27 protein-coding genes are annotated in these 20,160 nt (G+C 42.8%); 1 reads left to right on the forward strand and 26 read right to left on the reverse strand.

What is annotated here, in order from left to right; genetic code table 11:
• Positions 1-51: 51 nt before the first annotated feature.
• Genes M2369_RS03135 through M2369_RS03205 form a run of 15 tightly spaced genes read right to left on the reverse strand, consistent with a single transcriptional unit; the run spans position 52 to position 12,692 of the window.
• Positions 52-315, reverse strand: coding sequence for a phage holin (locus M2369_RS03135; RefSeq protein ID WP_056702389.1), 264 nt, complete (start codon positions 313-315; stop codon positions 52-54).
• Positions 316-330: 15 nt separating this feature from the next.
• Positions 331-543: a BhlA/UviB family holin-like peptide gene (locus M2369_RS03140; protein WP_025092921.1), complete on the reverse strand. Its 213-nt coding sequence runs from the start codon at positions 541-543 to the stop codon at positions 331-333.
• Positions 544-603: 60 nt separating this feature from the next.
• A complete protein-coding gene (locus tag M2369_RS03145; RefSeq protein WP_041506910.1) occupies positions 604-747 on the reverse strand; it encodes an XkdX family protein in 144 nt (47 codons plus the stop codon).
• Complete coding sequence (locus M2369_RS03150) at positions 744-1,118, reverse strand: hypothetical protein (protein WP_041506909.1); 375 nt, start codon at positions 1,116-1,118, stop codon at positions 744-746. Before M2369_RS03150 ends, M2369_RS03145 begins: the two co-directional genes overlap by 4 nt.
• 5 nt (positions 1,119-1,123) lie before the next feature.
• On the reverse strand, positions 1,124-2,254 hold the full coding sequence (locus M2369_RS03155) for a hypothetical protein (RefSeq protein ID WP_056702391.1): 1,131 nt from the start codon (positions 2,252-2,254) through the stop codon (positions 1,124-1,126).
• A gap of 17 nt (positions 2,255-2,271) precedes the next feature.
• Positions 2,272-2,655 (reverse strand): phage tail-collar fiber domain-containing protein, encoded by a 384-nt coding sequence (locus tag M2369_RS03160; protein WP_056702394.1) that lies wholly within the window; start codon positions 2,653-2,655, stop codon positions 2,272-2,274.
• A 12-nt stretch (positions 2,656-2,667) separates the two neighbouring features.
• Positions 2,668-3,591 (reverse strand): YmfQ family protein, encoded by a 924-nt coding sequence (locus tag M2369_RS19405; RefSeq protein WP_056702397.1) that lies wholly within the window; start codon positions 3,589-3,591, stop codon positions 2,668-2,670.
• Positions 3,578-4,624 carry a baseplate J/gp47 family protein gene (locus M2369_RS03170; protein WP_056702411.1) on the reverse strand — a complete coding sequence of 349 codons (1,047 nt, stop codon included), beginning with the start codon at positions 4,622-4,624 and terminating at the stop codon, positions 3,578-3,580. The genes M2369_RS19405 and M2369_RS03170 overlap by 14 nt, the downstream gene beginning before the upstream one ends.
• On the reverse strand, positions 4,617-5,045 hold the full coding sequence (locus M2369_RS03175) for a DUF2634 domain-containing protein (protein ID WP_047946132.1): 429 nt from the start codon (positions 5,043-5,045) through the stop codon (positions 4,617-4,619). Before M2369_RS03175 ends, M2369_RS03170 begins: the two co-directional genes overlap by 8 nt.
• Positions 5,045-5,326 carry a DUF2577 family protein gene (locus M2369_RS03180; RefSeq protein ID WP_056702414.1) on the reverse strand — a complete coding sequence of 94 codons (282 nt, stop codon included), beginning with the start codon at positions 5,324-5,326 and terminating at the stop codon, positions 5,045-5,047. The genes M2369_RS03175 and M2369_RS03180 overlap by 1 nt, the downstream gene beginning before the upstream one ends.
• Entirely contained in the window at positions 5,323-6,420 is a 1,098-nt protein-coding gene (locus tag M2369_RS03185; RefSeq protein WP_056702417.1) for an XkdQ/YqbQ family protein, read from the reverse strand. Before M2369_RS03185 ends, M2369_RS03180 begins: the two co-directional genes overlap by 4 nt.
• A gap of 11 nt (positions 6,421-6,431) precedes the next feature.
• On the reverse strand, positions 6,432-7,094 hold the full coding sequence (locus M2369_RS03190) for a LysM peptidoglycan-binding domain-containing protein (protein WP_056702419.1): 663 nt from the start codon (positions 7,092-7,094) through the stop codon (positions 6,432-6,434).
• Positions 7,087-12,063, reverse strand: coding sequence for a transglycosylase SLT domain-containing protein (locus M2369_RS03195; protein ID WP_056702422.1), 4,977 nt, complete (start codon positions 12,061-12,063; stop codon positions 7,087-7,089). Before M2369_RS03195 ends, M2369_RS03190 begins: the two co-directional genes overlap by 8 nt.
• Before the next feature lie 3 nt (positions 12,064-12,066).
• Positions 12,067-12,219, reverse strand: a complete 153-nt coding sequence (locus tag M2369_RS03200; RefSeq protein ID WP_226650603.1) for a hypothetical protein — start codon at positions 12,217-12,219, stop codon at positions 12,067-12,069.
• Between the two features lie 23 nt (positions 12,220-12,242).
• The gene (locus M2369_RS03205) at positions 12,243-12,692 is read right to left on the reverse strand and encodes a phage tail assembly chaperone (RefSeq protein WP_056702424.1); all 450 of its coding nucleotides are present in this window, start codon (positions 12,690-12,692) and stop codon (positions 12,243-12,245) included.
• A 186-nt stretch (positions 12,693-12,878) separates the two neighbouring features.
• On the opposite strand from M2369_RS03205, the gene M2369_RS03210 reads away from it, so the two are divergent.
• On the forward strand, positions 12,879-12,935 hold the full coding sequence (locus M2369_RS03210; RefSeq protein ID WP_229200408.1) for a putative holin-like toxin: 57 nt from the start codon (positions 12,879-12,881) through the stop codon (positions 12,933-12,935).
• Between the two features lie 319 nt (positions 12,936-13,254).
• Here M2369_RS03210 and M2369_RS03215 read toward each other — a convergent pair whose 3' ends face one another.
• Genes M2369_RS03215 through M2369_RS03265 form a run of 11 tightly spaced genes read right to left on the reverse strand, consistent with a single transcriptional unit; the run spans position 13,255 to position 20,142 of the window.
• Positions 13,255-13,698 carry a phage tail tube protein gene (locus M2369_RS03215; RefSeq protein ID WP_056702426.1) on the reverse strand — a complete coding sequence of 148 codons (444 nt, stop codon included), beginning with the start codon at positions 13,696-13,698 and terminating at the stop codon, positions 13,255-13,257.
• A gap of 1 nt (position 13,699) precedes the next feature.
• Positions 13,700-15,046, reverse strand: a complete 1,347-nt coding sequence (locus tag M2369_RS03220; RefSeq protein ID WP_056702427.1) for a phage tail sheath family protein — start codon at positions 15,044-15,046, stop codon at positions 13,700-13,702.
• A gap of 2 nt (positions 15,047-15,048) precedes the next feature.
• Positions 15,049-15,246, reverse strand: coding sequence for a YqzN/YkzM domain-containing protein (locus tag M2369_RS03225; protein ID WP_056702955.1), 198 nt, complete (start codon positions 15,244-15,246; stop codon positions 15,049-15,051).
• Between the two features lie 13 nt (positions 15,247-15,259).
• Positions 15,260-15,715 carry a phage tail terminator family protein gene (locus M2369_RS03230; RefSeq protein ID WP_056702428.1) on the reverse strand — a complete coding sequence of 152 codons (456 nt, stop codon included), beginning with the start codon at positions 15,713-15,715 and terminating at the stop codon, positions 15,260-15,262.
• Positions 15,716-16,225 carry an HK97 gp10 family phage protein gene (locus M2369_RS03235; RefSeq protein ID WP_056702429.1) on the reverse strand — a complete coding sequence of 170 codons (510 nt, stop codon included), beginning with the start codon at positions 16,223-16,225 and terminating at the stop codon, positions 15,716-15,718.
• Positions 16,222-16,578, reverse strand: coding sequence for a DUF3599 family protein (locus M2369_RS03240; protein WP_056702436.1), 357 nt, complete (start codon positions 16,576-16,578; stop codon positions 16,222-16,224). The genes M2369_RS03235 and M2369_RS03240 overlap by 4 nt, the downstream gene beginning before the upstream one ends.
• Positions 16,575-16,967, reverse strand: a complete 393-nt coding sequence (yqbG, locus tag M2369_RS03245) for a protein YqbG (RefSeq protein ID WP_056702438.1) — start codon at positions 16,965-16,967, stop codon at positions 16,575-16,577. The genes M2369_RS03240 and yqbG overlap by 4 nt, the downstream gene beginning before the upstream one ends.
• A gap of 5 nt (positions 16,968-16,972) precedes the next feature.
• Entirely contained in the window at positions 16,973-17,359 is a 387-nt protein-coding gene (locus M2369_RS03250; RefSeq protein ID WP_056702440.1) for a YqbF domain-containing protein, read from the reverse strand.
• Between the two features lie 5 nt (positions 17,360-17,364).
• A complete protein-coding gene (locus M2369_RS03255; RefSeq protein ID WP_056702442.1) occupies positions 17,365-18,294 on the reverse strand; it encodes a phage major capsid protein in 930 nt (309 codons plus the stop codon).
• A 23-nt stretch (positions 18,295-18,317) separates the two neighbouring features.
• Positions 18,318-19,478 carry an XkdF-like putative serine protease domain-containing protein gene (locus tag M2369_RS03260; protein WP_056702445.1) on the reverse strand — a complete coding sequence of 387 codons (1,161 nt, stop codon included), beginning with the start codon at positions 19,476-19,478 and terminating at the stop codon, positions 18,318-18,320.
• Between the two features lie 34 nt (positions 19,479-19,512).
• Positions 19,513-20,142: a hypothetical protein gene (locus M2369_RS03265; RefSeq protein WP_034623542.1), complete on the reverse strand. Its 630-nt coding sequence runs from the start codon at positions 20,140-20,142 to the stop codon at positions 19,513-19,515.
• Between the last annotated feature and the right edge of the window lie 18 nt (positions 20,143-20,160).

Consider the following 20,160-nt stretch of genomic DNA (forward strand, 5'->3'; position numbering starts at 1 on the left):
GTCTCCTTTTTGGTCTATTAAATATAAAAAGAGCCACCTCATGGCAGCTCCTTACTTCGTTAATCCTTTTTGTTGCAGCGCTTCTTTTTGCAGCTTTCCTTTCTCAGTCACATAGTTGTTTTTGAACCATGCGACAAGGGTTGTTACTAACGTAAAGACCATTGAGAAGGCAAGGTACAATGTCTCAGCCAACGAAGTGACTTGGTCCTCACTGATTGGCAAGATTGGCTTGCCAAATACGATAAGCGCCTGGTTGATTAGTGCCATAAAAAGAAGCACTGTACGGATCACAGTGCCTTTGTCGAAGTTTTTCATAATTGTTTCCTCCTACTATTTTAAATTCCGTTCAATTTTATCGAGTTTATCGATCACCACGTCATACTTCTCACTAAACTTTGCTAAGACTTCATTTTGTGCCTCAATTTGCTCATTGAGCTTGTTTTCTCTTTCTTTTGTCGTGTTGAGAACATAAAACAGAACCCAACAAAAAAGAACCGCAAATGGTCCTTGTGTCATCAAATATTGAGCCAAATCCATTTCCACCATACTCACCTACTCCCTCACTTGATCACCCCCTTAAAGAAGGCAAAATAAAAAGCCCCTCTAGGCTTCGTACTGTTCTCCCGTTATTTCTTGATAGTCTTCTTTGTTAATCCAACCGATTTCTACATAAAAGGCAATGTCTTCAGGACCGTAACACTTCCACTCCCAAAACTGCTTTATATCTGCAACTGTTGGATATATCATGATTTTTCACCACCCTTCAACTCCTGAATCTCAGTCATGAGTTGGGCCAATTGTTTCGCCATTTGTGCTTCGCGCAGTTTGGCTGCAGCTGCTTCCTTTGACAGTTCAGTCAATTGTTTAGTTAAGACCGCATTTTGCTGCTTTAGTAACTCAATATCATACGGCGGTTGCTCTGTTTGTAAGCTATCAATGTATTCTTGGGTTGCCGACTCACTCCATGTCTTACTTGAAGGATTGTATTTTGCGATGTACAACCCTTCTTGCGGTTGAACATCTGTAAAACCCTCTGGAATTTCAGCATCATCGGGTATTTCTTTATCTCCACCAGGTATATACTTAAATTTCTCATCGTACGCGTATATTGGCTTCATATGGTTTATCCCTCCTTTGCCTTAAACATACAATTCACGACAATAAACTCAGTATTGCTGCTTGTGCTTTGTATGCAAAAACGGCCATCAGTTGCGATATATTGTCTACTATATTGAGGTCCTTTAAAACCACCGGTACTTGAAGCGACTCCAAGATTATAGAATGGAGCAACTGGTTCACATCCTTCTGGTAACGTAAAGGCAGGTACATCACCTAATGTTCCTCCGGCAATTGCTCCCTTAACAGTAACAGTTCCAAGCGCATCCTTTGCAACACGTACCCGATAATCATTATTGACCTCAGATTGATATGTTTTCCAACCGTTGCCGATTGTAGGGTACTTCCAATTGAGTTTTGCATCTGCGTCAGTAATAACACGTTTCCAACCTGTGAAATTCCCCTCTGTATGGACTGTTCCGAACCAATGTAAATTATCAAAGCTTCGACAGACATGAATGTCTTTTCTTGTTACAGCAGTATCAACATCGATATTAAACCAACCTGAATCATTGGTTGTCGGCATGTTTGTAAGATATTGACCAGCTGCATAATAACGGCCAGGAGGCAATGATAAGACATCTGTTCCGTTTAATACTTTGGGGAGCGGTTTTCGTTCACCCGAATCTTGAGTCAATTTATAGAGTTGGCCATTGTTCCATTTATCTTTTTCAACTACTGTCGGCAGCTGCGTCCAAGTGATAGATATATGGTTAGAATTATAGTAAAAGTAATACGCATTACCTGACGTGTCTACCGCAAAGCCAGTGCCAATCTTATCTTGGCCAACTGTCTGTATTCCTCTTAAATAAGCATTGCTAGGTGCAGGGGAATCTTCTACCCCTGGGGATGCAATGAAAGTACAGGTCCCCTTGTCTTTTATCGCATCATAAATATTTTTGTCAGCTGGAACAGAGATCAAGTATTTGCCGTCATCAGCTGTGATTTTATATAGCTGCGATTCATTCCATTTCTTCTTCTCTGCTGCAGATGCATGCGGCTTGGTGTCATCAATATGGCCAATGATCTGATCTAACAATCCAGAGTCATTCTCAATCAACACTTTAACCATGTCATTGAACAGATCCGCATGAGCCTTGTCACTTGTTTCAAACACTTTAGGAGATTTAATGTCCATCGATGAGCACTCCTTTCCTAGTAAATATCATCAATCTCAAAGATGAATTCAATGTCACCATCTTTTTGCTTGTCTGTCATAGTGCGGATGGCGGTGAATTTACCGTCTTCGTCGACAAGTGCTATTTCGTTGATCACTTCTCCTGCCAGTTCTCCTTCAGCGATGGTGCACGTGTATCGGATCTTCGCCGGCTCCATGAATTTATAGGAATCAATGTCCTTTTGAACAAGTTCATTTTTGAGTTCTTGTTCTGTTCCATCCAGAGAGATTGGCTTTCCGTCCTTAGTTCCACCATTCCCAAAAGCCATCTTGACCACTTTTGTGAGCTTCGTTCCCTCCGCTCTAGCCTTCGCCATTTGTTGGCGAGCATAAAGCGTTGTAACGGTTAATTGATCAGCCATAATGATCCTCCTTTATAAATCTATTTGTTTGGACGTGGCAGCTAGATATTTTGAACCGTCGAGCGGTACCGATCCATCAAGCGTCCAATATTTCTGCTTAATGATTACACTTCCGCTTTGCTCATTTGATACATGAGCAGCCATGCGGAATGTCATTTTCTTTTTTTCTTTCCTAACATGATTGAAGCGTGATCGAAGCGTAAGAGCAGCTTGTTGATCCGTTTCGTGTTTGGCTCCTACCATGACATATCTTGTACGTCCAAGAACTTTCATTTCTTTTTTGAGCTTCATGGCCAGCTTTAAAGATTGCCGGAAGCGCACTGGAATATCTGTTGAATTGCGCGATCCGCTCAAATAAAAAGTGCCATTAAGTAAAAACTCTCCATTCAGCAAGATTGGGATGTGATCAAAAAAGCCCACTCTGCTACGCAGTGTGATCCTGTTACGATAGTCTTTGATTTCATGAACATCCGTATGATGAACGCTTGTGAATTTGTAAGCCAAGTGTGCAGGCTTTAAGTTTTCAAGCGTCTCTACAATGTATCTGGTGTTCTGCAGGTCATCCAAATTAACACGAAGGGAGAAATGATAGCGGCCTGTCGTTAGACGAACCACTGCGCTAGGGTTCTTCAAGAACCGGTTCACTGCTCTTTCTAGTGATGCATACGTGATCGGTGGAATGTTTGACATGAGATTCAATACACGTGCCCTTCTCAATTCAATCGAGTCACCTGACTCACGCTGCACCTTCAGCATTCTTTCCCATCGATCCAATCCCCATGTTGCTGTGATCGGAAAAAGCTGATCAGTCATATCAAAAATAGAATCGTCTAGCCTTTCCATTTCAGGGGCTTCGGATTTCATTAATTCATCAAATTCAGTGATCTCCGTTAGATAGGAAGGTAAATAGGCCTTCATATCATCATACTTGCTCATTGACGATCACCTGCCCTAGACGCGGAATCTCAATGTCCTGAAGCGGCAAGTTTTTGGCTTCACCGTTGATCAAGACATCCGCATAATCAGAGACACTATCCGCATGATACAAAATATCATTGATCGCTGACATTCTGATCACGTTCTCCTCAAAAGCAAGTGATTTCAGGAGAGACTTGATCTTCTCTTCTATCTCTTGTTGAGCATCTTCAAGTGAATAGTCCATTTTAAGCTCCACTGATAGGGACACCTCAACATCTTTCCACTTAGCACTCTCGATGGTTGCGGTGGCTCCAATCGGTGCTTGGCCTTCCCCTTCGCCCGGAACCGGATCAATGTACTCCCGCACCTTATTGACAAGCAAATCTGTCGCAACGTCAAAATTCCCGTCAGTGATGACAACTTTTACTGTGCCTTCACCATTCCAAAGTGGAAACACCTTCGCCCTGCCAACTCCTTCTACTTCTTCAGCCCACTTTTTATAATGAGCTTTGTTGGCACTAACAGCCTCCCGCCTTGCCCTCATCAAGTACCGCTCATAAAGAGCTTCATCGTCTTCTTCCTCTTGCCCTGGTATCTTCAATTCTTCAAAGATGACAGACTCTAATCCTGGTATGTTATCGAGTGATAAGAGCGGCAGCTCTGCAAAATTCCCATTGCCTACAGCACCAGTCGTTTCACATTTCAAAGTTCCATCAGATTCAAACTGAAAATATAGACTATCAATGTAGAACCTTGATCCCGTTGGTATTCTTATACCTTCGGGCGAGACTTCAACGGACCATACAGCACTTGTGGCCGCTTTACGAGTGATTCCAACTTCAGCAGCTCGTCTATCTAAAAATTCTCCCTGCGCTGTATCCGCAAAGACAAGATCGAATACCTGATCAAGCCATATATAAGATTGAGCAAGTTCCGCAGCTGCAGGAGCCAACGCATTCCATATGACGCTGTTTTCACGTTTATCAATATCATCGGGTATACGTTCCAACATGCGTTCCATGATGGCTTCATAAGACTGTTCTTCAAACATCTTCGCCAATCACCTCCTCGATCTCCAAGGTTCCCTCATCTGTCACAACATTAAAGACCACCTTAAAAGTTGCCCCTTCTTTAGTGATCTCAAAATCTTGCACACTTTCAATTCTTTCATCAACAAGAAGTGCTTCTTCTATTAGACGCGGGATCTCCATCTCCTTGTATTCATCAGTTGCTTCTTCATCAGATACCGATTCCTGCACCTCACAACCAACATCATGGCTGTAGATAGGATGTGCATACCGCTCTGTCCTAAGTGTGATGTAAACGAATTGGCGAATGGCATCGAGACCATTAATCTTTTCATTGGTTAGACGGCCAGTTTCAAAGTCGATTCGGTAGGTAGTCGAAGGTTCAACAATATCATCTTCATCTTCCTCAAAATCTTCAATTTCCTCTTCTGGAGAGAGTGCCATCATGAACCACCTCCTACTACTTTATCTAAGATGTAAAACATCTGACCGCCTGTCATCGCAAGGACCATGACACTATCGCCTTCTTCTAGCTCATCATCTTCCCCCTCATCTAATCGGGTTGGCCAGATAAAGAGTTCTTCAGGAATGATGAGTTTGTCATTTTCGTTGAGCCTAACACTAAGAGGAGAAACAGACACCACATCACCGAGTATCAATTCCATTGGTGATTGTGCATCAACAGCATCGACAGCCAATCGCTTAATTGCCTCGCTTAGTTTCATGTCTGGTTCCCCGTTGGGATCGTATTCTTTTCAACGACATCAATCGTCATGGTGTGTTTGGTTCCTTTAAATTCATGGCTGTCTTGATCGATCCAGTACGTTTTTTTGATACCGATATCAGGAATGATGATGCGTATTGGCATGCCGCTTTGCAGTTCAGGGATTCCGAGTGCTTGGATACTTTTGAGTTCTTTTTTCACGCCCTTTTTCTGTGAGAGACGAACATCAGCCCTCTTTTGCAGCTGTGCCTGATTGATTTCCCCTGACACTCTTTCGACGTGCTGCAGGATGCCGTATTTACTTCTAGCAGCACTATCATTCGCCACAGCCAGCATCTCAATCTCTTTCTTTTGCGTAACAGTTTTCGGCTTCGTAGGTTTGGTCGTTTTCTTATCTTTTTCTTTATCTTTGTCAGTAGTCTTAGATTTCTTTTTTTCCTTCTTCAGCACCTTAATTTTTTCCACATGTGTTGCTCTCATCTTCACACGTGTGGCTGTTTCCTCAATCGAGGTGCTGTACTGATAATCAATGAGATTCACGCCTGATTCAATGACCCATACTTCGGACGGATCAGGCCATGCTCTAAGCCCCATCTTTCCTTTAGCAGAATAGATTTGATAGTTACGTCCTGTTTGCTTTTTTGTTTCCCTGAGAGCTTGCAAGATGATGTCATATAGGCTTGTATCGTTTTTGAATACAAGTGATTTAATGACATGGCCAGTGTTAGCGATCGACGTCATCGGGATCTGAAAATCTTGACCAAGCCGCTTCATTATCTGATCAGCTCTCTTATTGGAAAAGACATAGACATCCTGGTTCTTCACCAAATACTGAAGCATGTCATAAGCAGTAAAAGTGAGCTTTTCATCTTTGGGCGTTCTTGCAAAGACTGTACCTCGAAAGAGTTCTTTTCCTTTCCACTTGAAAAGAACAGTGTCACCCTCTGTGATGCTGTAATACTTTTGAGAACCCTGTTTTATCACGATCGTTGCTTGTATTGAGCGGGGGGCCTGATACCTTTGCCCCCGAAGTGTCACACTCTCTGTCACAAGCTCATACATGGTGCCGCTTCTGATGGCAAAAAGCTCAATCAATGTCAGCCCCCCTATTGTGGTATTTTTAATTTTTGACCAGGGAAAATCCAATGCCCTGGTTGTCTAATATTGCGTCTACTTCGTTTGATCATCGCGGCTTTATTCGCATTCCAAATGCGCCGCCATTTTGTGCTGTCACCATAGAAGCGACCAGAAATATCCCACAATGTATCACCCTTTTTAACGGTGTACACCTTTGGTGCGCCTTTTGAGCTGCGTTTTTTGCTGCTCTTTTTGGCTTTTCGTTTGATTTTTCTAGGTGATGCGGTTTTGTATTCCTTCAGCTGCAGCGTAAATTCACGATCGCCCACATCATAAGTACCTTCGCTATGGTTAAAACTCTCTATGCTGCATTGCATATTGATTTTGGTCCCTGTGACAATAAAGCGTACAGGCTTCTTTGAACGCATCATTCGTTCAATTTTGGCTATTGCATTCTCTGGTGATGGAATGCTTTTATATTCAGCGATCGGTGTATACTTCTTCGGAAAAAAGGCTGTAAATGAAATTTGACGAGCTCCTGGTACATCCAAGAATGTGAGCTCGCCAAATTTTGATACTTTGATAGATTCAATTTGTACGTTGTTATTGAGTTCTAATTTCTCAGGAAGAACAGGGAATCGCAGTTTGTCCTTCCCTTGCGAAATCCATAATTGATATTTTGATTTAGCCATCGATCACGACTCCCTTCGTTCCTGTGTTGATCTCGACTTCTAGTTCTTCAGCTATTGATCGTTTGATCTTTTCAACAAGTGAATCTTCATCTTGGCCGTTATGGAAGTGCTGATCACCATTAAAGTTAATGATGACCTGTTTTGATCCGCTGGAAGCAGACGGTGCATTTGCTGTGCCAGCTGTTACTGTTTGCACCTGCCCTTGTGAAAGCTCAGATGATGCAGCAGTGGCCGGATCGTATACGTCCATTCCTAAAGCCTGTGCAGCTTGAGCCAACAAGTAGCGACCACGTATGCCACGCTCTTCAGGAATAATCCATTCACGCTTGTTTCCTTCACCGACTCTGGCGATTTGCTCTTGCGTGATTAGACCACCGTTTGCATAACCCTTATATGGTCCGCCATTTCTGATACTTCTTAATCCAGGCGTATTATAGACACTTCCATATCTGCCTTTGATGTAGTTGATAGCAGCTGCAGCATTATGGATTGGGTTCCAGATGTCGTTCATGCCGTTGACTTTATTAGAGTTAAAGGTCGGATCAATGGTCTGCATCAATCCTTTAGACGGCGTTCCTCTCTTCGCATTAGAATCCCATAGGTTGATCGCTTTCGGGTTTCCACGTGACTCATTCTGCGCAATCGTCATCAAACCAGGTAGCCAGCTCATAGATGTGCCGGTTGCCATTAGAGCAGCCATGAGCCATTGTTGAACACTCAGATTAGATGCACCCATACCACTAAATGCAGCGATTAAGGAACCAGCTTGATTCTCTGCGAATTTCTTCACGTCAACTGAATCAAGACCTTTGACGACTCCGATCGATGCGAATTTTCCAAGACTCATCATGACACGTGAAGGAGAATGAATGTCTAGCTCTTCCCTAAACGCCTGTTCTACCTTCTTGGCCATGTCCTTAGCCGCTTGTGTCACTTCACTTCCTTTTGACCTCATACCGCTATTAAATGCGTCAATCATTCCTGCTCCCCAGGTAGGTGACTCTTGGCGAGCGGATAAGAAAGGTTGTCTTACATTTTGATCTAAGAATTGACCTGTGCCAGTTGGTGTCATGTTTTGACCTGCAGCAAAGCCGGTGACAGTTTGCGCTCCATACTGCGGAGTCGATGTCTGAATTTGAGTAAATGGTTGCTTGATATTGGCTTGTTTCCACTGTTCAAGCGAAACGCCTTTGCTGTTTAACCCTTTTTCAAAATCAGTGCTAAACTGTTCCCCGTATTTTGATGCGTTGCCCGCGTCTCCAATTGATACTGAGCCACTTGCAGAAGTGGAAACTGATGAAGCAGCTGCCGGTCTCATTGGAGAAGATGAGCTTGCTGGAGATGTTGGTGAAGCACCGCTCGGCACTACGGACATTCCAAGATGTGAAGCAGCCTGAGCAAGCAACATCTTCCCTCGTCCTCGGTTGTTTTCAGTCGGGATGACAAACTCTTTCCCAGCCTCGCCGATCCATGAAAGTGTTGGCTTTGTGATATAACCACCGGTGGCTCTCTGATCTGGCTTTTTCCCCTTAGTAGGGACTTTTTTCATACCTGTTTTTTCTTCACCTATTCCTTCAAAGAATTTAAATCCTTTTCCAGTAATCTCTTTTGCTTTACCAACCACTTTACCAACTAAACCGAAAAACCCATTCCATATTTCTGTGAGTTTTTCAGCATGACCCTTCAACGGTTTAAATACTTTCTCTTCAAACCATCCACTCACTGTTTTCCAAATACCCTTGATAATTCTCCAGGCATCTTGGAATTTCTCCCAAACGAAGGAGATTGCCGGCTCTGCATATTTCTTATATGGCTGCCAAACGTACTCATCAAACCATTTGGCAAGTATAATCCAAGTGGTTTTAATCCAATTCCACGTATTTTTAAACAAAATCCATATAAAGATAATGGCTGGCAAAGCGTAAGTTTTAAACGGCTGCCACACATACTCATCAAACCAAGCTGCAAGTATCACCCATGTTGTTTTAATCCAGTTCCATGTACCTTTGAATAGATTCCAGATAAACATGATAGCTGGAATGCCATATGTCTTAAATGGTGTCCACACATATTCATTAAACCACTCAGACAATACTCCCCATGTCTCTTTGATCCAATTCCATGTATCAACAAGTTTATTCCATACCCATCCAATGGCTTCTACTGCATATTGACCATATGGTTTCCATACCTTTTCCATGAACCAAGTTGATGCAACACCCCATATGGTTTTAATAATGTTCCAAGCAACGGTGAAAACACCAACCACAAAGTTGATGATTGGTACAACAAAGTTATAGATAGGTATGAATACTTTTTCCATGAACCAGTTAGAGACTTTCTCCCAAGTGGTTTTAATTTTTGTCCATGCTTTTTCAAAAAAACCACCAATTGGTTCAGCAACGTTGTCATTGAACCAAGTAGAAATATCTTTCCATGTATCTTTAATCCACTTGATTGCATCCTCTGACCATTTGACGATCTCGTCCCATTTCTTCTTGATGGTTCCATTGTCGAACATCTTTCCAATCCATTTGCCAAGATCACCGCCAAAGATGCTCCCTAAGATTCCACCGATAACGGTTCCGATACCAGGTGCGATCATTGTTCCGATTGCAGCTCCACCGATACCGCCTCCTAGATTTCCTGTGAATCCACCGATCTTTTCACCTTTATTATCATTGTTGATGCCGATCAGTTCTGTGGCCGCAATCAGTGTACCGAGAATAGGAATACGTTTTCCGATGCTCTTTGCGCCTTTACCAATATTCCCTAAGAATCCACCGCCACGCCCTTGGTTTGGAGTTGTTGGACGTACCGGCTCACCTCTATTGATCCAAGGCTGGCGATATTCAGGAGGTCTTGGGTTCCTTGGCGGTCGCCCTGCTCCTCCAGCTCCTCCGATTACACCACCGCTTGTTCCTGCTCCCATTCCTCCTCTTAAACCTTTTCCCCATTTGTAGGCAGCAAAAGCGCCAGAAAGAATGGATTTGAGCGGCTTTAATAACGTGGCCACTTTTCCGAGGAATGCGAGTGCAAATGCATTAGCAATCAAAGCACCAGCAATTGATCCTTCTCCTGTTAGGGCATTCCAGTTGATCTCGCCAATTTTCTTGGCGATCCGAATACCTAATTGCACAGGATCAAGAGCTTCAAGAAACGATTCAATGAATATCTTTCCTGCCTTTGCTCCTGCATCAGTGAAACTGTCCTCGGATGATTTGTCATCAATACCAAGTAGACCATTGATCACACCGTTTATGATGCCACCGTAAGTCTTCCCGACATTCTCGGCCATTTTGAAAAGACCAGGTTTCCCCGTCTTCTCCCACCATTGGCCAAATACGTCTTTCGTATTATCAAGGACAAGCTTCCACCGAGTTTCAAAGTCCATTTTTCTGTATTTTTCTAGCTGTTCAAAGTGCTTCTTCAACTTAGGATTGTCTTTAAATTTGACCTTCAGTTCTTGTGTCTGCTTCTTGGAGAGTTTTTCTCCTGGGAACAAAATTTTGAACTGATCACCAATAAATCCGAATACGCTTTTGGTGGGATTTAAAAAGCTCTTCGCAAAGGCTTTACCAGCCTTTTCAGCTTTGTTTGATAGATCAGTCAGCACAAAGGAATATTCCCCACGCCACGTTCTAAATGCTTCGAGAGCGGGCTGAAACGCAGCTGCTAGTCCCTTACCCCACGGCATCAAAATAGAGTTGTTGATGAATGATTTAACACCCAAGAACAAGTTGGCTAGGTTGTCCGACATTTTGATCATCATGTCGTTGTATTTGCCAAATTCCTTCGTGACTTCTGGCCACGTTTTGGAGATGTCTTTTCCGCTCTTGGCAAGTTTTTCGAGCTTACCCCTGGCATCACCAGAGATCGCCCCCATTTCTTGCAAAGCTGCCGTTGCGTCACCGATAGGACGCCCCGATTTAATGCCGTCATATAAACGCCCCATCCATAACGCAACTTCGGAAAATGGCCGTTGAACACCTGCAGCAACGTCCCCGACTAGCTTCATGCCTTCTGTAGTCGATAGAGCGTTCCCTGTGAATACTTGAAGGACACGACTTGACTCGAAAATCTCATCACGAGTAAATGGCGTTTGCCCGGCAAAGGCTGTCAGCTCGTCCAGACGTGCATCTGCTTTTCCTCTGCTGCCGAGCAGTGTTTCAAAAGCCGTGGTCATGTTCTGTCGATCCGCTACCATTTTGAGCGGCACGACAATACCACCTGTTGCACCGGCACCCACTCCAAGCAAACCAAGTGTGCTGGTGACAGCTGACACGATCCCTCTCAATGGCTTTGTGATAAGATCAAGGACCTTGATTGTGGTTGTGTAAGTCCGTCCCAAATGGGTATTTGCAAATGAGACAGCTCCACGTACTGGAGCGGTGAAACGGTCGATCGCATTGATCGCCACCCTGTATTCAGTCCCTAACGTGTTCCGTGTATAAGACGCTATACGACTGACTGTTCGTCGAACCATATCAACGGCTCTAATGGTATAGCTGTAGCCCCGGCCAAGCTGACGCGCTGCATATGAAGCAATACGTCTGATCCCTGCGGTTGCACGATCATGAACCGTTATGGCAAACCGTTCTACTTTACCAAATTTCCGATCGATGTAACGACGCAACCGAACAAGTCCTGGTGTTGCCTGATCTTTAATGCGCATCAGCACACTATGAGTACGCGGCATCTTGCGTTGTAAGAAGCCATTGAACTTTCGTAGTGCTTTTGTGGCCAGATCATTTACATCAAGCGTCAGCTGATAAGTTCGCGCAAGATCGCGCAATACAAACCGCTGCACACGTCTTAATGCAATTGTGGCATTGTCCCTGATTCTTAAAGTGATTGGCCGCTCTGATCTGCGGCGCAATCTATCAAGTCGTTCTAGGTCCCCTCTGATCAAACGCAATTTACGCGTGATGCGGTCTTGTAAATCAAACCGAGCTGTCAAACGAGCCATGTCTTATCCCCCTTTCTTCGATTCTTTTTCTAACACTTCAAGTTTGTGGGCTATCAACCCAAACAAAAAGGCCTTGAATTGCCTTGGCGCTTCATAGACCTCTAAGAGTTCAGACGGGGAGTAATGAAGCTCATGCATGCAGTAATAGAGATACACAGCCTCTTTGTTCCCGTCTTTTATTAGTTTTTTGCTTCAGTTTCTAAGTCTTCAATTTCATCTTCAAACCCGTTGACCTCAATGGCTTTGTTTAACCAGTTCGCATATTCACCGCCGACAGACAGGACACGCTTTGCCACTTCGACTGGATCTTGTGTGCTGTATGCTTCGCGCAGTTCTTTTGATTTGAAATCAGGGTAAATAGTTGATTCAACCGCAATACGTGCATAGAAGCGTTGAGAATCCAAGTCTTTTACACGTCCACGACCTTTAACATTTTTGAAAGTCGTGTTTTCTTTCTCCAGTTCATCGATGCGCTCTGTTGTGATCGCTTTGAATACGAATGGAATCACTTTACCTTCTTTATCAACGAAACGCTTTGAAATGATTGATTTGACCTCTTCCGCTTCTGTTGTTTGTCCTGGCATAAAGAATGAAAGATCATATGTGTTGTTTGTTTGTTTTTCGCTCATGTTTAAAAACTCCCTTTGATTTGTTTTTTTGAATACAAAAAAGCACATCCATTTTTTGAATGTGCTTTCCAATGTTTTCATGTATAATATAAATCGTACAATTGAACGGCTTACTCAAGGGTGGTCTGGCTCATCCCCGTAAGAAAGGGGGTGATGCTTATGTCAACGTTTCAAGCGATTTCGCTCATGCTTTTATTTGGGATGTTTATCCTTGCCCTGTTGACGTATATAAACAAAAAATAGGCCTCCCTTGAGCCTGGTAAGTTCGTAGGGATTGCCTATCCTTGTTGCTTCACCTGATTTAAGCCAGCCCCTTGAAGGGCCTCATTGTACATTGCCGGGATGTTGACGCATCCTGGCTTCTTTTTATTTTATGCAAATTGCTTTGCATGTAAACAAATTTTTTCTCAAAATGAAAAGGGAGGGTTCACTATTATCCCTTTTATCCCATGTATCCCATTTATCAAAAGTATATCATATTTGTACAAAAAAAGTGAAAATACTTTATTTAAAAACATTCACTAGTCAGTTCTTTTGTTACATTTTCTATAGTGATTAAATTTTAAAAGGAATCCTTCAGCTTCTCAGGAAGATCAAAGTCCTCAAACGTGAAAGGAACCTCTTCTTCCAGTGCTTCTGAATCCACATCAAGCCCCGCGATCTTTGCAGAATCGAAGTTCACATCAAATAATGTGACACGCTCTGTGCCGCGGCCGGATGATTTGTCATCCAGTACAGCTTGAATAGTGAAGTATGGGTCTTCCCCTTTCTTCACATAGTTGAGCATGAGCTGAACGAAACGTGATGTGACTTTATAGAATGTCGCCGTTCCTGTTCCATTTGCCCCCGTTGTTTTATGACCAGTCATTCGGCGGCCCATGACATTGACCTCTGATTTATTCTTCTCCACGTTCGCCTCAAACGTTTTAATGAACGCCATTTCCTCACCATCGAGGAATAAGCGTCCTTCCTTACCTGAAATGGTATTCTGCGCTTTAAAAGCCATCTTATCTCACCTCTACATTGAAATAGAATTTTTCAGCTGCATCAACTGGTTGAACAGCTAGATCAATCAAGAAACCGTCACGATCTTCATTTAAAGCGATCATGATGTCAGTCTCAGAGTCAAAGCCAGTGATTCCAGATCCATCTTGGAGCTGCGTGAGATATTGCGTGATGAGTGTTTTCACCAGCTGCAGCCCATCATCAGATGCCGGAATGTCATTTCCGTTGGCTTTACGTAATTTAATCAGATTCTTCAATTCGCGAGTGAGATCGTTGTTGATCGCATCGAGCACACGAATGATTTTGTTTTTCCCGAATGTCTTGTTTTTCTCCGTTGTATAGCTTGTCAGAGAGTTGATGTCCTTCTCAACGCTTACTGTGCGATCACGAGCATCAAACGTGAACAAGAATTCGCCTTGCGACAAGCGGTATTCCACTTGATCATTATCAAGACGTTCTAACGTATCAACAGCCCCTTCATATTCAACAAAGGTTAACGACTGATTGAAGTTTGCTCCTGCAGACGCACCGGCAACCCATGCAGTTGCTTTGGCTGGCGTGATCTCTGTGCCATCTTCTAGCAGCACACCACTTGTGACATTGATAATTCCTTCATGATCCGCTGCATAGTTCGGTAAAACACCTTGCACCTTACGCCCTTGATCATCACGCAAACGTTTGACGAAGGCCACAAATGTTGCTTTTAGTTGCTCGCTAGTGTTATTAGGCAGCGCGATCACGTCAAAGTATTCTGTTTCAGCTGCTTCTAAGAAAGCTGTATAATCTGCCACGCTTGGCACACCATTTTTCCCGCCGCTTAGTGTTACACCAGCGGTGATCGTCACTTCACCTTCACCGGAGAATGAAACATATTTGTTTTGCTTCAGCTCTTTGACATCAGTGACAACCTGCTTATCAACAATGTCTGTACCAACGTAAGTCACCACATCACGCTTGGAGCTATCCAATACGTTTTCAGTGACTTGGATCGTGACCTCATTCCCTTTCTGTCCACCATAATTAGCAAGAACGTTGAAATTCTCTCTGATCTGAGCCTTTGCTGGCTCACCTTCATTCAGACGGTAAAGCAAGACCGTTTGTGCTTTTTTCTTCGCTTCTCGGAAAAGAAGCAGTGACTTGTCATCGATATTTAATCCGACTTTTTTATTTAAGTCCTCGATGCCTGAGATAGAGATGAACGACTTAGGCTCTCCCCAGCTCATTGTGATTGGAAGTGCAACGGTTCCGCGATCACCTAAAGTGATACGTTGCTGTGCTGTGGTTTTGAAATTGAAGTAGATACCAGGGCGCTTCTTTTCTGTACCTGGTGTAAAAGTACCTCCATTCATGCTTAAACCTCCTTAGACAAAAAAGCATCAATCTGCTTCTTTGCTTCTGTTTTTGTAATTGGTTGATCTTTGATATAAAAAAGAGCACCTTCAAGAATTTCTGGCTTTACGCCAAACAATTCCTTGCTGTGCTCTTTCAAGGCTTCAAATGAAAATGCTGCTTCTTTAGGAAGAACTGGAGCGACTTTCTCTTCTTTCACCTGTGATTCATTTTTATTCTTGGCCACTTTTTATCACCCCATCTGAAAAATTTATGTCGTCTAGGCTCGGTTGCTCTTCTCGGTTGTACCAATAGGCGCTATCCCATGTGAGGACAATCGTTGCCACGCCTTGATCACCATTCCTAGTTTCTGCCCTCTTAATGCGAACATATTGATCGAGCGGTTCACCTTCTTCACTGACCATCGGAATAATATTCCGATCAGCTGACAAGGCATCTACAATCGATTCAGCTGCATCATGAGCCTGTCCAGAATCTTTGTGAAACACTTTAATATGCAGCGTGTAGGTTTTAAGAAACGTTGAAACAGTATCGTTTTTTGTATTTGTCCATGCTGCAGGAAAGTACATCGATGGGACCTGAAACTGTTCAGGAATCTCTTTTTCATATACTTTCACCGGAAACTGCTTGTAACAATAATTCATGATGGCGCCGACTTCTTGATTCATTTAATCACCGCCAAATTGTTCATCGATCCATTGCTGCAGTTTGCGGTCTAATGATTGTTCAAACATCTGTTCAAAAATTGAAAGTGCATTATCCCAATAGCCGCTCCCCTCAACCCATTGAAATTTCAGGAGCATCCCTGTTTCAGCATTTGGGTCATATTCAAAACGAGCACCAACCCATCTACCAGGAACCCATCGTCTATCCTGATTCTTGGAGGGATCAATGGTAAAATGACCATCATTTGTGTACGACGCGTATTCTAGGTTTGTCCCTACATCCAACGTCAGACCGCCACTGCTCATCGAAAAGACGTTTTCTTGGTCGCCTTTTTGGAATGAGTTGAGCAAACGACGAGCATCCACCGTTTTTGTACGGATAACTTCATCTTGAACGATGTCTAGGAACTCATAACCCATCGCTTCCAACCATTCTTCATATTCAGCTTGCAAGCCGCCATTAACAGCGGCATTCAAGTCCTCAATGAATTGATCAAGACCATCTATCCTCATAGGCTTTCACTCCTCATCGCTACCACCTCAATGTGGTGATTTTTGATCCGTCTGGGCTTTTGGAGTTTCAAAGTAATACCTTCCCATACCACTTTATCGTTCAGGCGGACATCAGCAGTAATAGGAAAATGAACAAGGTACGATTGATGAATGGTTGCGTTTGGCTCCTGCTGTGTGATGGATTGGTTTTTCTCCGAAAAATAACATGGCTGCGCAACTTGATCAGGCTCATCAGGATATGAAAAGATTGGCTGCGCATCCTGAACCGGCACACCAAAACGATCTTTTGACAGCTGCTCATTCTTTAAGTGGAAAATATCGCATCGATCCGTTAATAATGATTGATAGCTCATAATGATCTCAACCTCAATTTGACGTTGCCTGGATCTTCTGGCGGTTCCCCCGGCTCAAAGAAATCTATCAACAGGTTATACACATCTGGCTTTGAAACAGCGTTACCATCTGCCAAGGTGTATGAATAGTCACCAATTTTTTCAGACTTGTACCCTTTGATAATTGATTCATCGCCGTTGATCAATGCGAAAAACTGTGCCATTTTAATCAATGCGATCTTTGCTTTTTCAGGAAGCGGCTGATATTTTCCACTTGTGAAATCATGACCTGCGATCTTAAATACCTCAGCTTCAGCCTCAATGATGTCACTTTTCAATAGTTCATCCGAGCGGTTTTTCACGCTCTCGAATACGGTATACGCCCTAACTTCTTCAGGAGAGATCAGCATCGGCCTTACTCTCCTGTTTTTTCTTGTTGCTCTTGGCGCTCAAGGATGAAGGCAATTCTCTCACTCTTATCTTTGAGCTGAGTCGGATCGCCGCCAAGATCAATAACAATGGCTTCTTGTTCAGTTTTGTTCATGCCCTTCAGTTCTGATTCAGTGTAGATTTTTTGTTCTTGTTGGGGTTCTTCTTCCTCTTTCGCAGGCTCTTCATCTTCTTTTGGTTCATCATCCGTTTTTGAATCATCAGCAGGAGCTTTCACTTTCTTACAAGCGAAAAAGTCATTGCCATCGAGATATTGAAAAACCTTTTTCTCAATCTCTTTCTCCTGATTTAAATGAAAGACATGCCCCATCACAGAGTATGTCTTTCCTTTGATCAATTCAGCTGTATACATATTGATCACTCCTTGACCTTGATGATCTTAGCAACAGCATCCTCTTCCTCAAATTTGCTGTCTAGCTTCGCTGTCAGAACAATAATAAATTTACGTCTGCGGATATCCTTTTCAACCTCAATGCGAATATTGCGTGAGAAGCCAAGGATAATGTTTTTCGGATGAGTAAGTAAGATGTCCGAAACATCTGTGCCGTCCTCTCCCATTCCATATGGTTGCATGTTTGCAATACCTTTGACTGGAACACCGAATGCGGAGGAAAGTCCACCTTGTACAGCTGCATCCCCTAGATTCGTTTGACGATCTGCTACTTTGTCTTTCCATTCGACCTCTTGTCCTGGGGAAGTGTAGAAACGGAATTCTTGTGGAACTCGCAAGTATTTTGGCGGAACAGCTTTGTATCCTTGTTTGAATACTTGGCGTGTAAGTGGTTCGCCAGCTACATCTACGATATGGGATGTTGCTTGCTTACGAATACCATCAAGTTGCGCTAGATATGCATCACTAGATTTCGTATCACCATTCAAAATCAATTCTTCAATATCAACGGCTGCACGCTCAGCGAGCATTTGCATGATGGTGTTCTGTAAATTATCACCCTCGATGTTGTTTTCAAGTGTGTCATATGTGATATTTACTTCAGCGATGACTTCTTTTGCATTCAGCTCCACAGTGCTTGTTGTTGGCGCAGACTTTTGTTCATTAGTTAAACCTACACCTTCCTGACCAGCACGTAGAATGCGCTGACCAAAACCAATTTTCTCGATTTTTTGTGCATCGCTATCCATTGGAATGACACGTGCATCTTGTAGCAGTGTTGGTGCATTTTGCACCATACGAATAAATGTGCTAGATTGGGTTGGATTCATTAGACCGCCTGTTTTTAACGTCCCAAGCGTCACTTCCGCTTTGTTAATTACCTCTTGATTTCTCACTCTAGTTCCTCCTTTTTCTTGGCTTAAAGCAAGCCGCCCCATACAGTTTCAGATTTTTGTAAGTCTTGTTGTTGTGCATCCTCTACACCATTACCTTGCGGACGTGCTTTTTCAAGTGCTTCGACTCTTTCAACTACTGGAGCCAATGCCTTTTCTACAGCTGCGGCCATTTCTTTTGCGACCTCTTCATCAATTTGTTTTTCTTGCGGATCAGGTTGCTGCTCGCCTTCGCCTTTTTCAAGGTCTTCCAGTCGTTTTACGACTGGTGCAATTGTTTCATCTAGCATCTTTTGCAGATCTTCTTTGTTCACTTCTTCTTCCTCCTTCTCTTCCGCTTGACTCAACAGATTGTCGATAGCGGCTCTTGCATTTTTCAATTCAGTTAAGTTAGCAGCTGAAAACTTTTTACCTGCTTTTGCGACTTCTTTAGGTGGATCAGTTTGGATACCAGCCAAGTCATCAGTAAGCAAAATCTCTTGTGTGATTTCCACAAAATCTTGCAGTGCTGCCCTCACCTTTTCAGGATCAGTCTCCAAGTCTTCATCGTCGTAAGAATCCCATTTATACAAAACGGAATTCAGCGCCTCTTGTGCCGCCCAAAACTCACGACGCATGCGGCCTTTGTCGTATCTGTTCTTTACTTCTCCTTTTGATAAAAAGAAGTTTTTGAGCAAAGAAAAAAGCCCCTTCTCTTCAGAAGCTGGCTCACGCTCTTGTTTTCCTATGTCTGCTGTTCCGGCCATTGAATATCCGGTGATCTCACCCTTTTGAATCTGTTCCCAAATTTCATCGGAAGCCTTCGTCACAAGGACCCACGATCCTTTCTTGATCATCTCATCTCCCATTTCAAAGTCAGACGGAGCGATATAAGATTCAACGACTTCCCCGACACCGCCTTGGAAATCATGCTGCTTGTCGATCTCACGTGCATCCTTCAGGAACCCATGAGCCGCTTTCTCAATTTCTTCTGGTGTCATAAAGTCTCCATGTGCATCAGCTACGTTTGGTTCGTATACAATTCCATACACAAGACGTTGCACATCATCAGCCTTCGCAATGACTTTGATCTCTTTTTGAAAGTCTGGCTGTTTTTCTGACTTCATAAAAAAGAACTGCTTTTGATTAGCAGCCTTGTCCACGTATGAAACGTGTGTGATCTTTGCATTTATTAATTCCCTTGGCATATGTTCACCCCCTTTCAAAAGAAAAAACTGTCTTTTAATCAGACAGTTTTTCACCACTCATATAATAATCGCCAGTAATTTTTTGCAGCTGTTTAATTAACTTAATTACTGATGAACAGTATCTCATAGCTTCCTTATAATCAAGAAACACTGCATGTGGGTTTTTAACAATATCATTTCTTAGACTCCATAAGCCCAAAATGTTATTAGCCATATTCTGAGAAATATGTTCTTTGTACAGAAGATCTCTCACTATTTCAGGTATATCTCTTAAGTTATTCTCGCTTAATCTAACTACTACATACCTTAATTCTGCCTCAAGCTCCAGCCAAGCTGTATAAACAGCTTCCTCAGGAGACTTTTTTGCCAAACGCTCATAATGTTTTACATATCCAACATCCAGTCCGTTTGTTTCAGCATTATTATGACTATTTTTATTGGGGGCACTTTCATGTTGCTCATCTTCTTTTACATCTTCATTTTGCTCAATTTCATCTAAAGTTTTTGCAAAATCAAGATGAAGAATATCTTTATATTTAAAACTCAACAAATTACCAACTCTACTAAGAATTACTGTTATAGGTTGTTTTAAAATCAAAACCACTATAATAGTTGCTAACGAACCTGAAGTAAGTATTGAAGAAAAGAACTCAAGCCAACTCATATTTCCCCTCATTCCCAA

This window comes from Bacillus sp. JUb11 (assembly GCF_024807925.1).
Lineage (GTDB): Bacteria > Bacillota > Bacilli > Bacillales > Bacillaceae > Bacillus > Bacillus altitudinis.

Excerpts from the sequence above, each read along its gene's own strand:
- M2369_RS03180 (WP_056702414.1), bottom strand. The coding sequence starts at position 5,326 with ATGAAACTAAGCGAGGCAATTAAGCGATTGGCTGTCGATGCTGTTGAT.
- M2369_RS03135 (WP_056702389.1), bottom strand. The coding sequence starts at position 315 with ATGAAAAACTTCGACAAAGGCACTGTGATCCGTACAGTGCTTCTTTTT.
- M2369_RS03190 (WP_056702419.1), bottom strand. The coding sequence starts at position 7,094 with ATGGCTAAATCAAAATATCAATTATGGATTTCGCAAGGGAAGGACAAA.
- M2369_RS03235 (WP_056702429.1), bottom strand. The coding sequence starts at position 16,225 with ATGAGGATAGATGGTCTTGATCAATTCATTGAGGACTTGAATGCCGCT.
- M2369_RS03220 (WP_056702427.1), bottom strand. The coding sequence starts at position 15,046 with ATGAATGGAGGTACTTTTACACCAGGTACAGAAAAGAAGCGCCCTGGT.
- M2369_RS03260 (WP_056702445.1), bottom strand. The coding sequence starts at position 19,478 with ATGCCAAGGGAATTAATAAATGCAAAGATCACACACGTTTCATACGTG.
- M2369_RS03230 (WP_056702428.1), bottom strand. The coding sequence starts at position 15,715 with ATGAATCAAGAAGTCGGCGCCATCATGAATTATTGTTACAAGCAGTTT.
- M2369_RS03215 (WP_056702426.1), bottom strand. The coding sequence starts at position 13,698 with ATGGCTTTTAAAGCGCAGAATACCATTTCAGGTAAGGAAGGACGCTTA.
- M2369_RS03265 (WP_034623542.1), bottom strand. The coding sequence starts at position 20,142 with ATGAGTTGGCTTGAGTTCTTTTCTTCAATACTTACTTCAGGTTCGTTA.
- yqbG (WP_056702438.1), bottom strand. The coding sequence starts at position 16,967 with ATGCTGATCTCTCCTGAAGAAGTTAGGGCGTATACCGTATTCGAGAGC.
- M2369_RS03160 (WP_056702394.1), bottom strand. The coding sequence starts at position 2,655 with ATGGCTGATCAATTAACCGTTACAACGCTTTATGCTCGCCAACAAATG.
- M2369_RS19405 (WP_056702397.1), bottom strand. The coding sequence starts at position 3,591 with ATGAGCAAGTATGATGATATGAAGGCCTATTTACCTTCCTATCTAACG.
- M2369_RS03145 (WP_041506910.1), bottom strand. The coding sequence starts at position 747 with ATGATATATCCAACAGTTGCAGATATAAAGCAGTTTTGGGAGTGGAAG.
- M2369_RS03170 (WP_056702411.1), bottom strand. The coding sequence starts at position 4,624 with ATGTTTGAAGAACAGTCTTATGAAGCCATCATGGAACGCATGTTGGAA.
- M2369_RS03250 (WP_056702440.1), bottom strand. The coding sequence starts at position 17,359 with ATGTATACAGCTGAATTGATCAAAGGAAAGACATACTCTGTGATGGGG.
- M2369_RS03195 (WP_056702422.1), bottom strand. The coding sequence starts at position 12,063 with ATGGCTCGTTTGACAGCTCGGTTTGATTTACAAGACCGCATCACGCGT.
- M2369_RS03205 (WP_056702424.1), bottom strand. The coding sequence starts at position 12,692 with ATGAGCGAAAAACAAACAAACAACACATATGATCTTTCATTCTTTATG.
- M2369_RS03240 (WP_056702436.1), bottom strand. The coding sequence starts at position 16,578 with ATGAGCTATCAATCATTATTAACGGATCGATGCGATATTTTCCACTTA.
- M2369_RS03175 (WP_047946132.1), bottom strand. The coding sequence starts at position 5,045 with ATGGCACTCTCTCCAGAAGAGGAAATTGAAGATTTTGAGGAAGATGAA.
- M2369_RS03150 (WP_041506909.1), bottom strand. The coding sequence starts at position 1,118 with ATGAAGCCAATATACGCGTACGATGAGAAATTTAAGTATATACCTGGT.
- M2369_RS03155 (WP_056702391.1), bottom strand. The coding sequence starts at position 2,254 with ATGGACATTAAATCTCCTAAAGTGTTTGAAACAAGTGACAAGGCTCAT.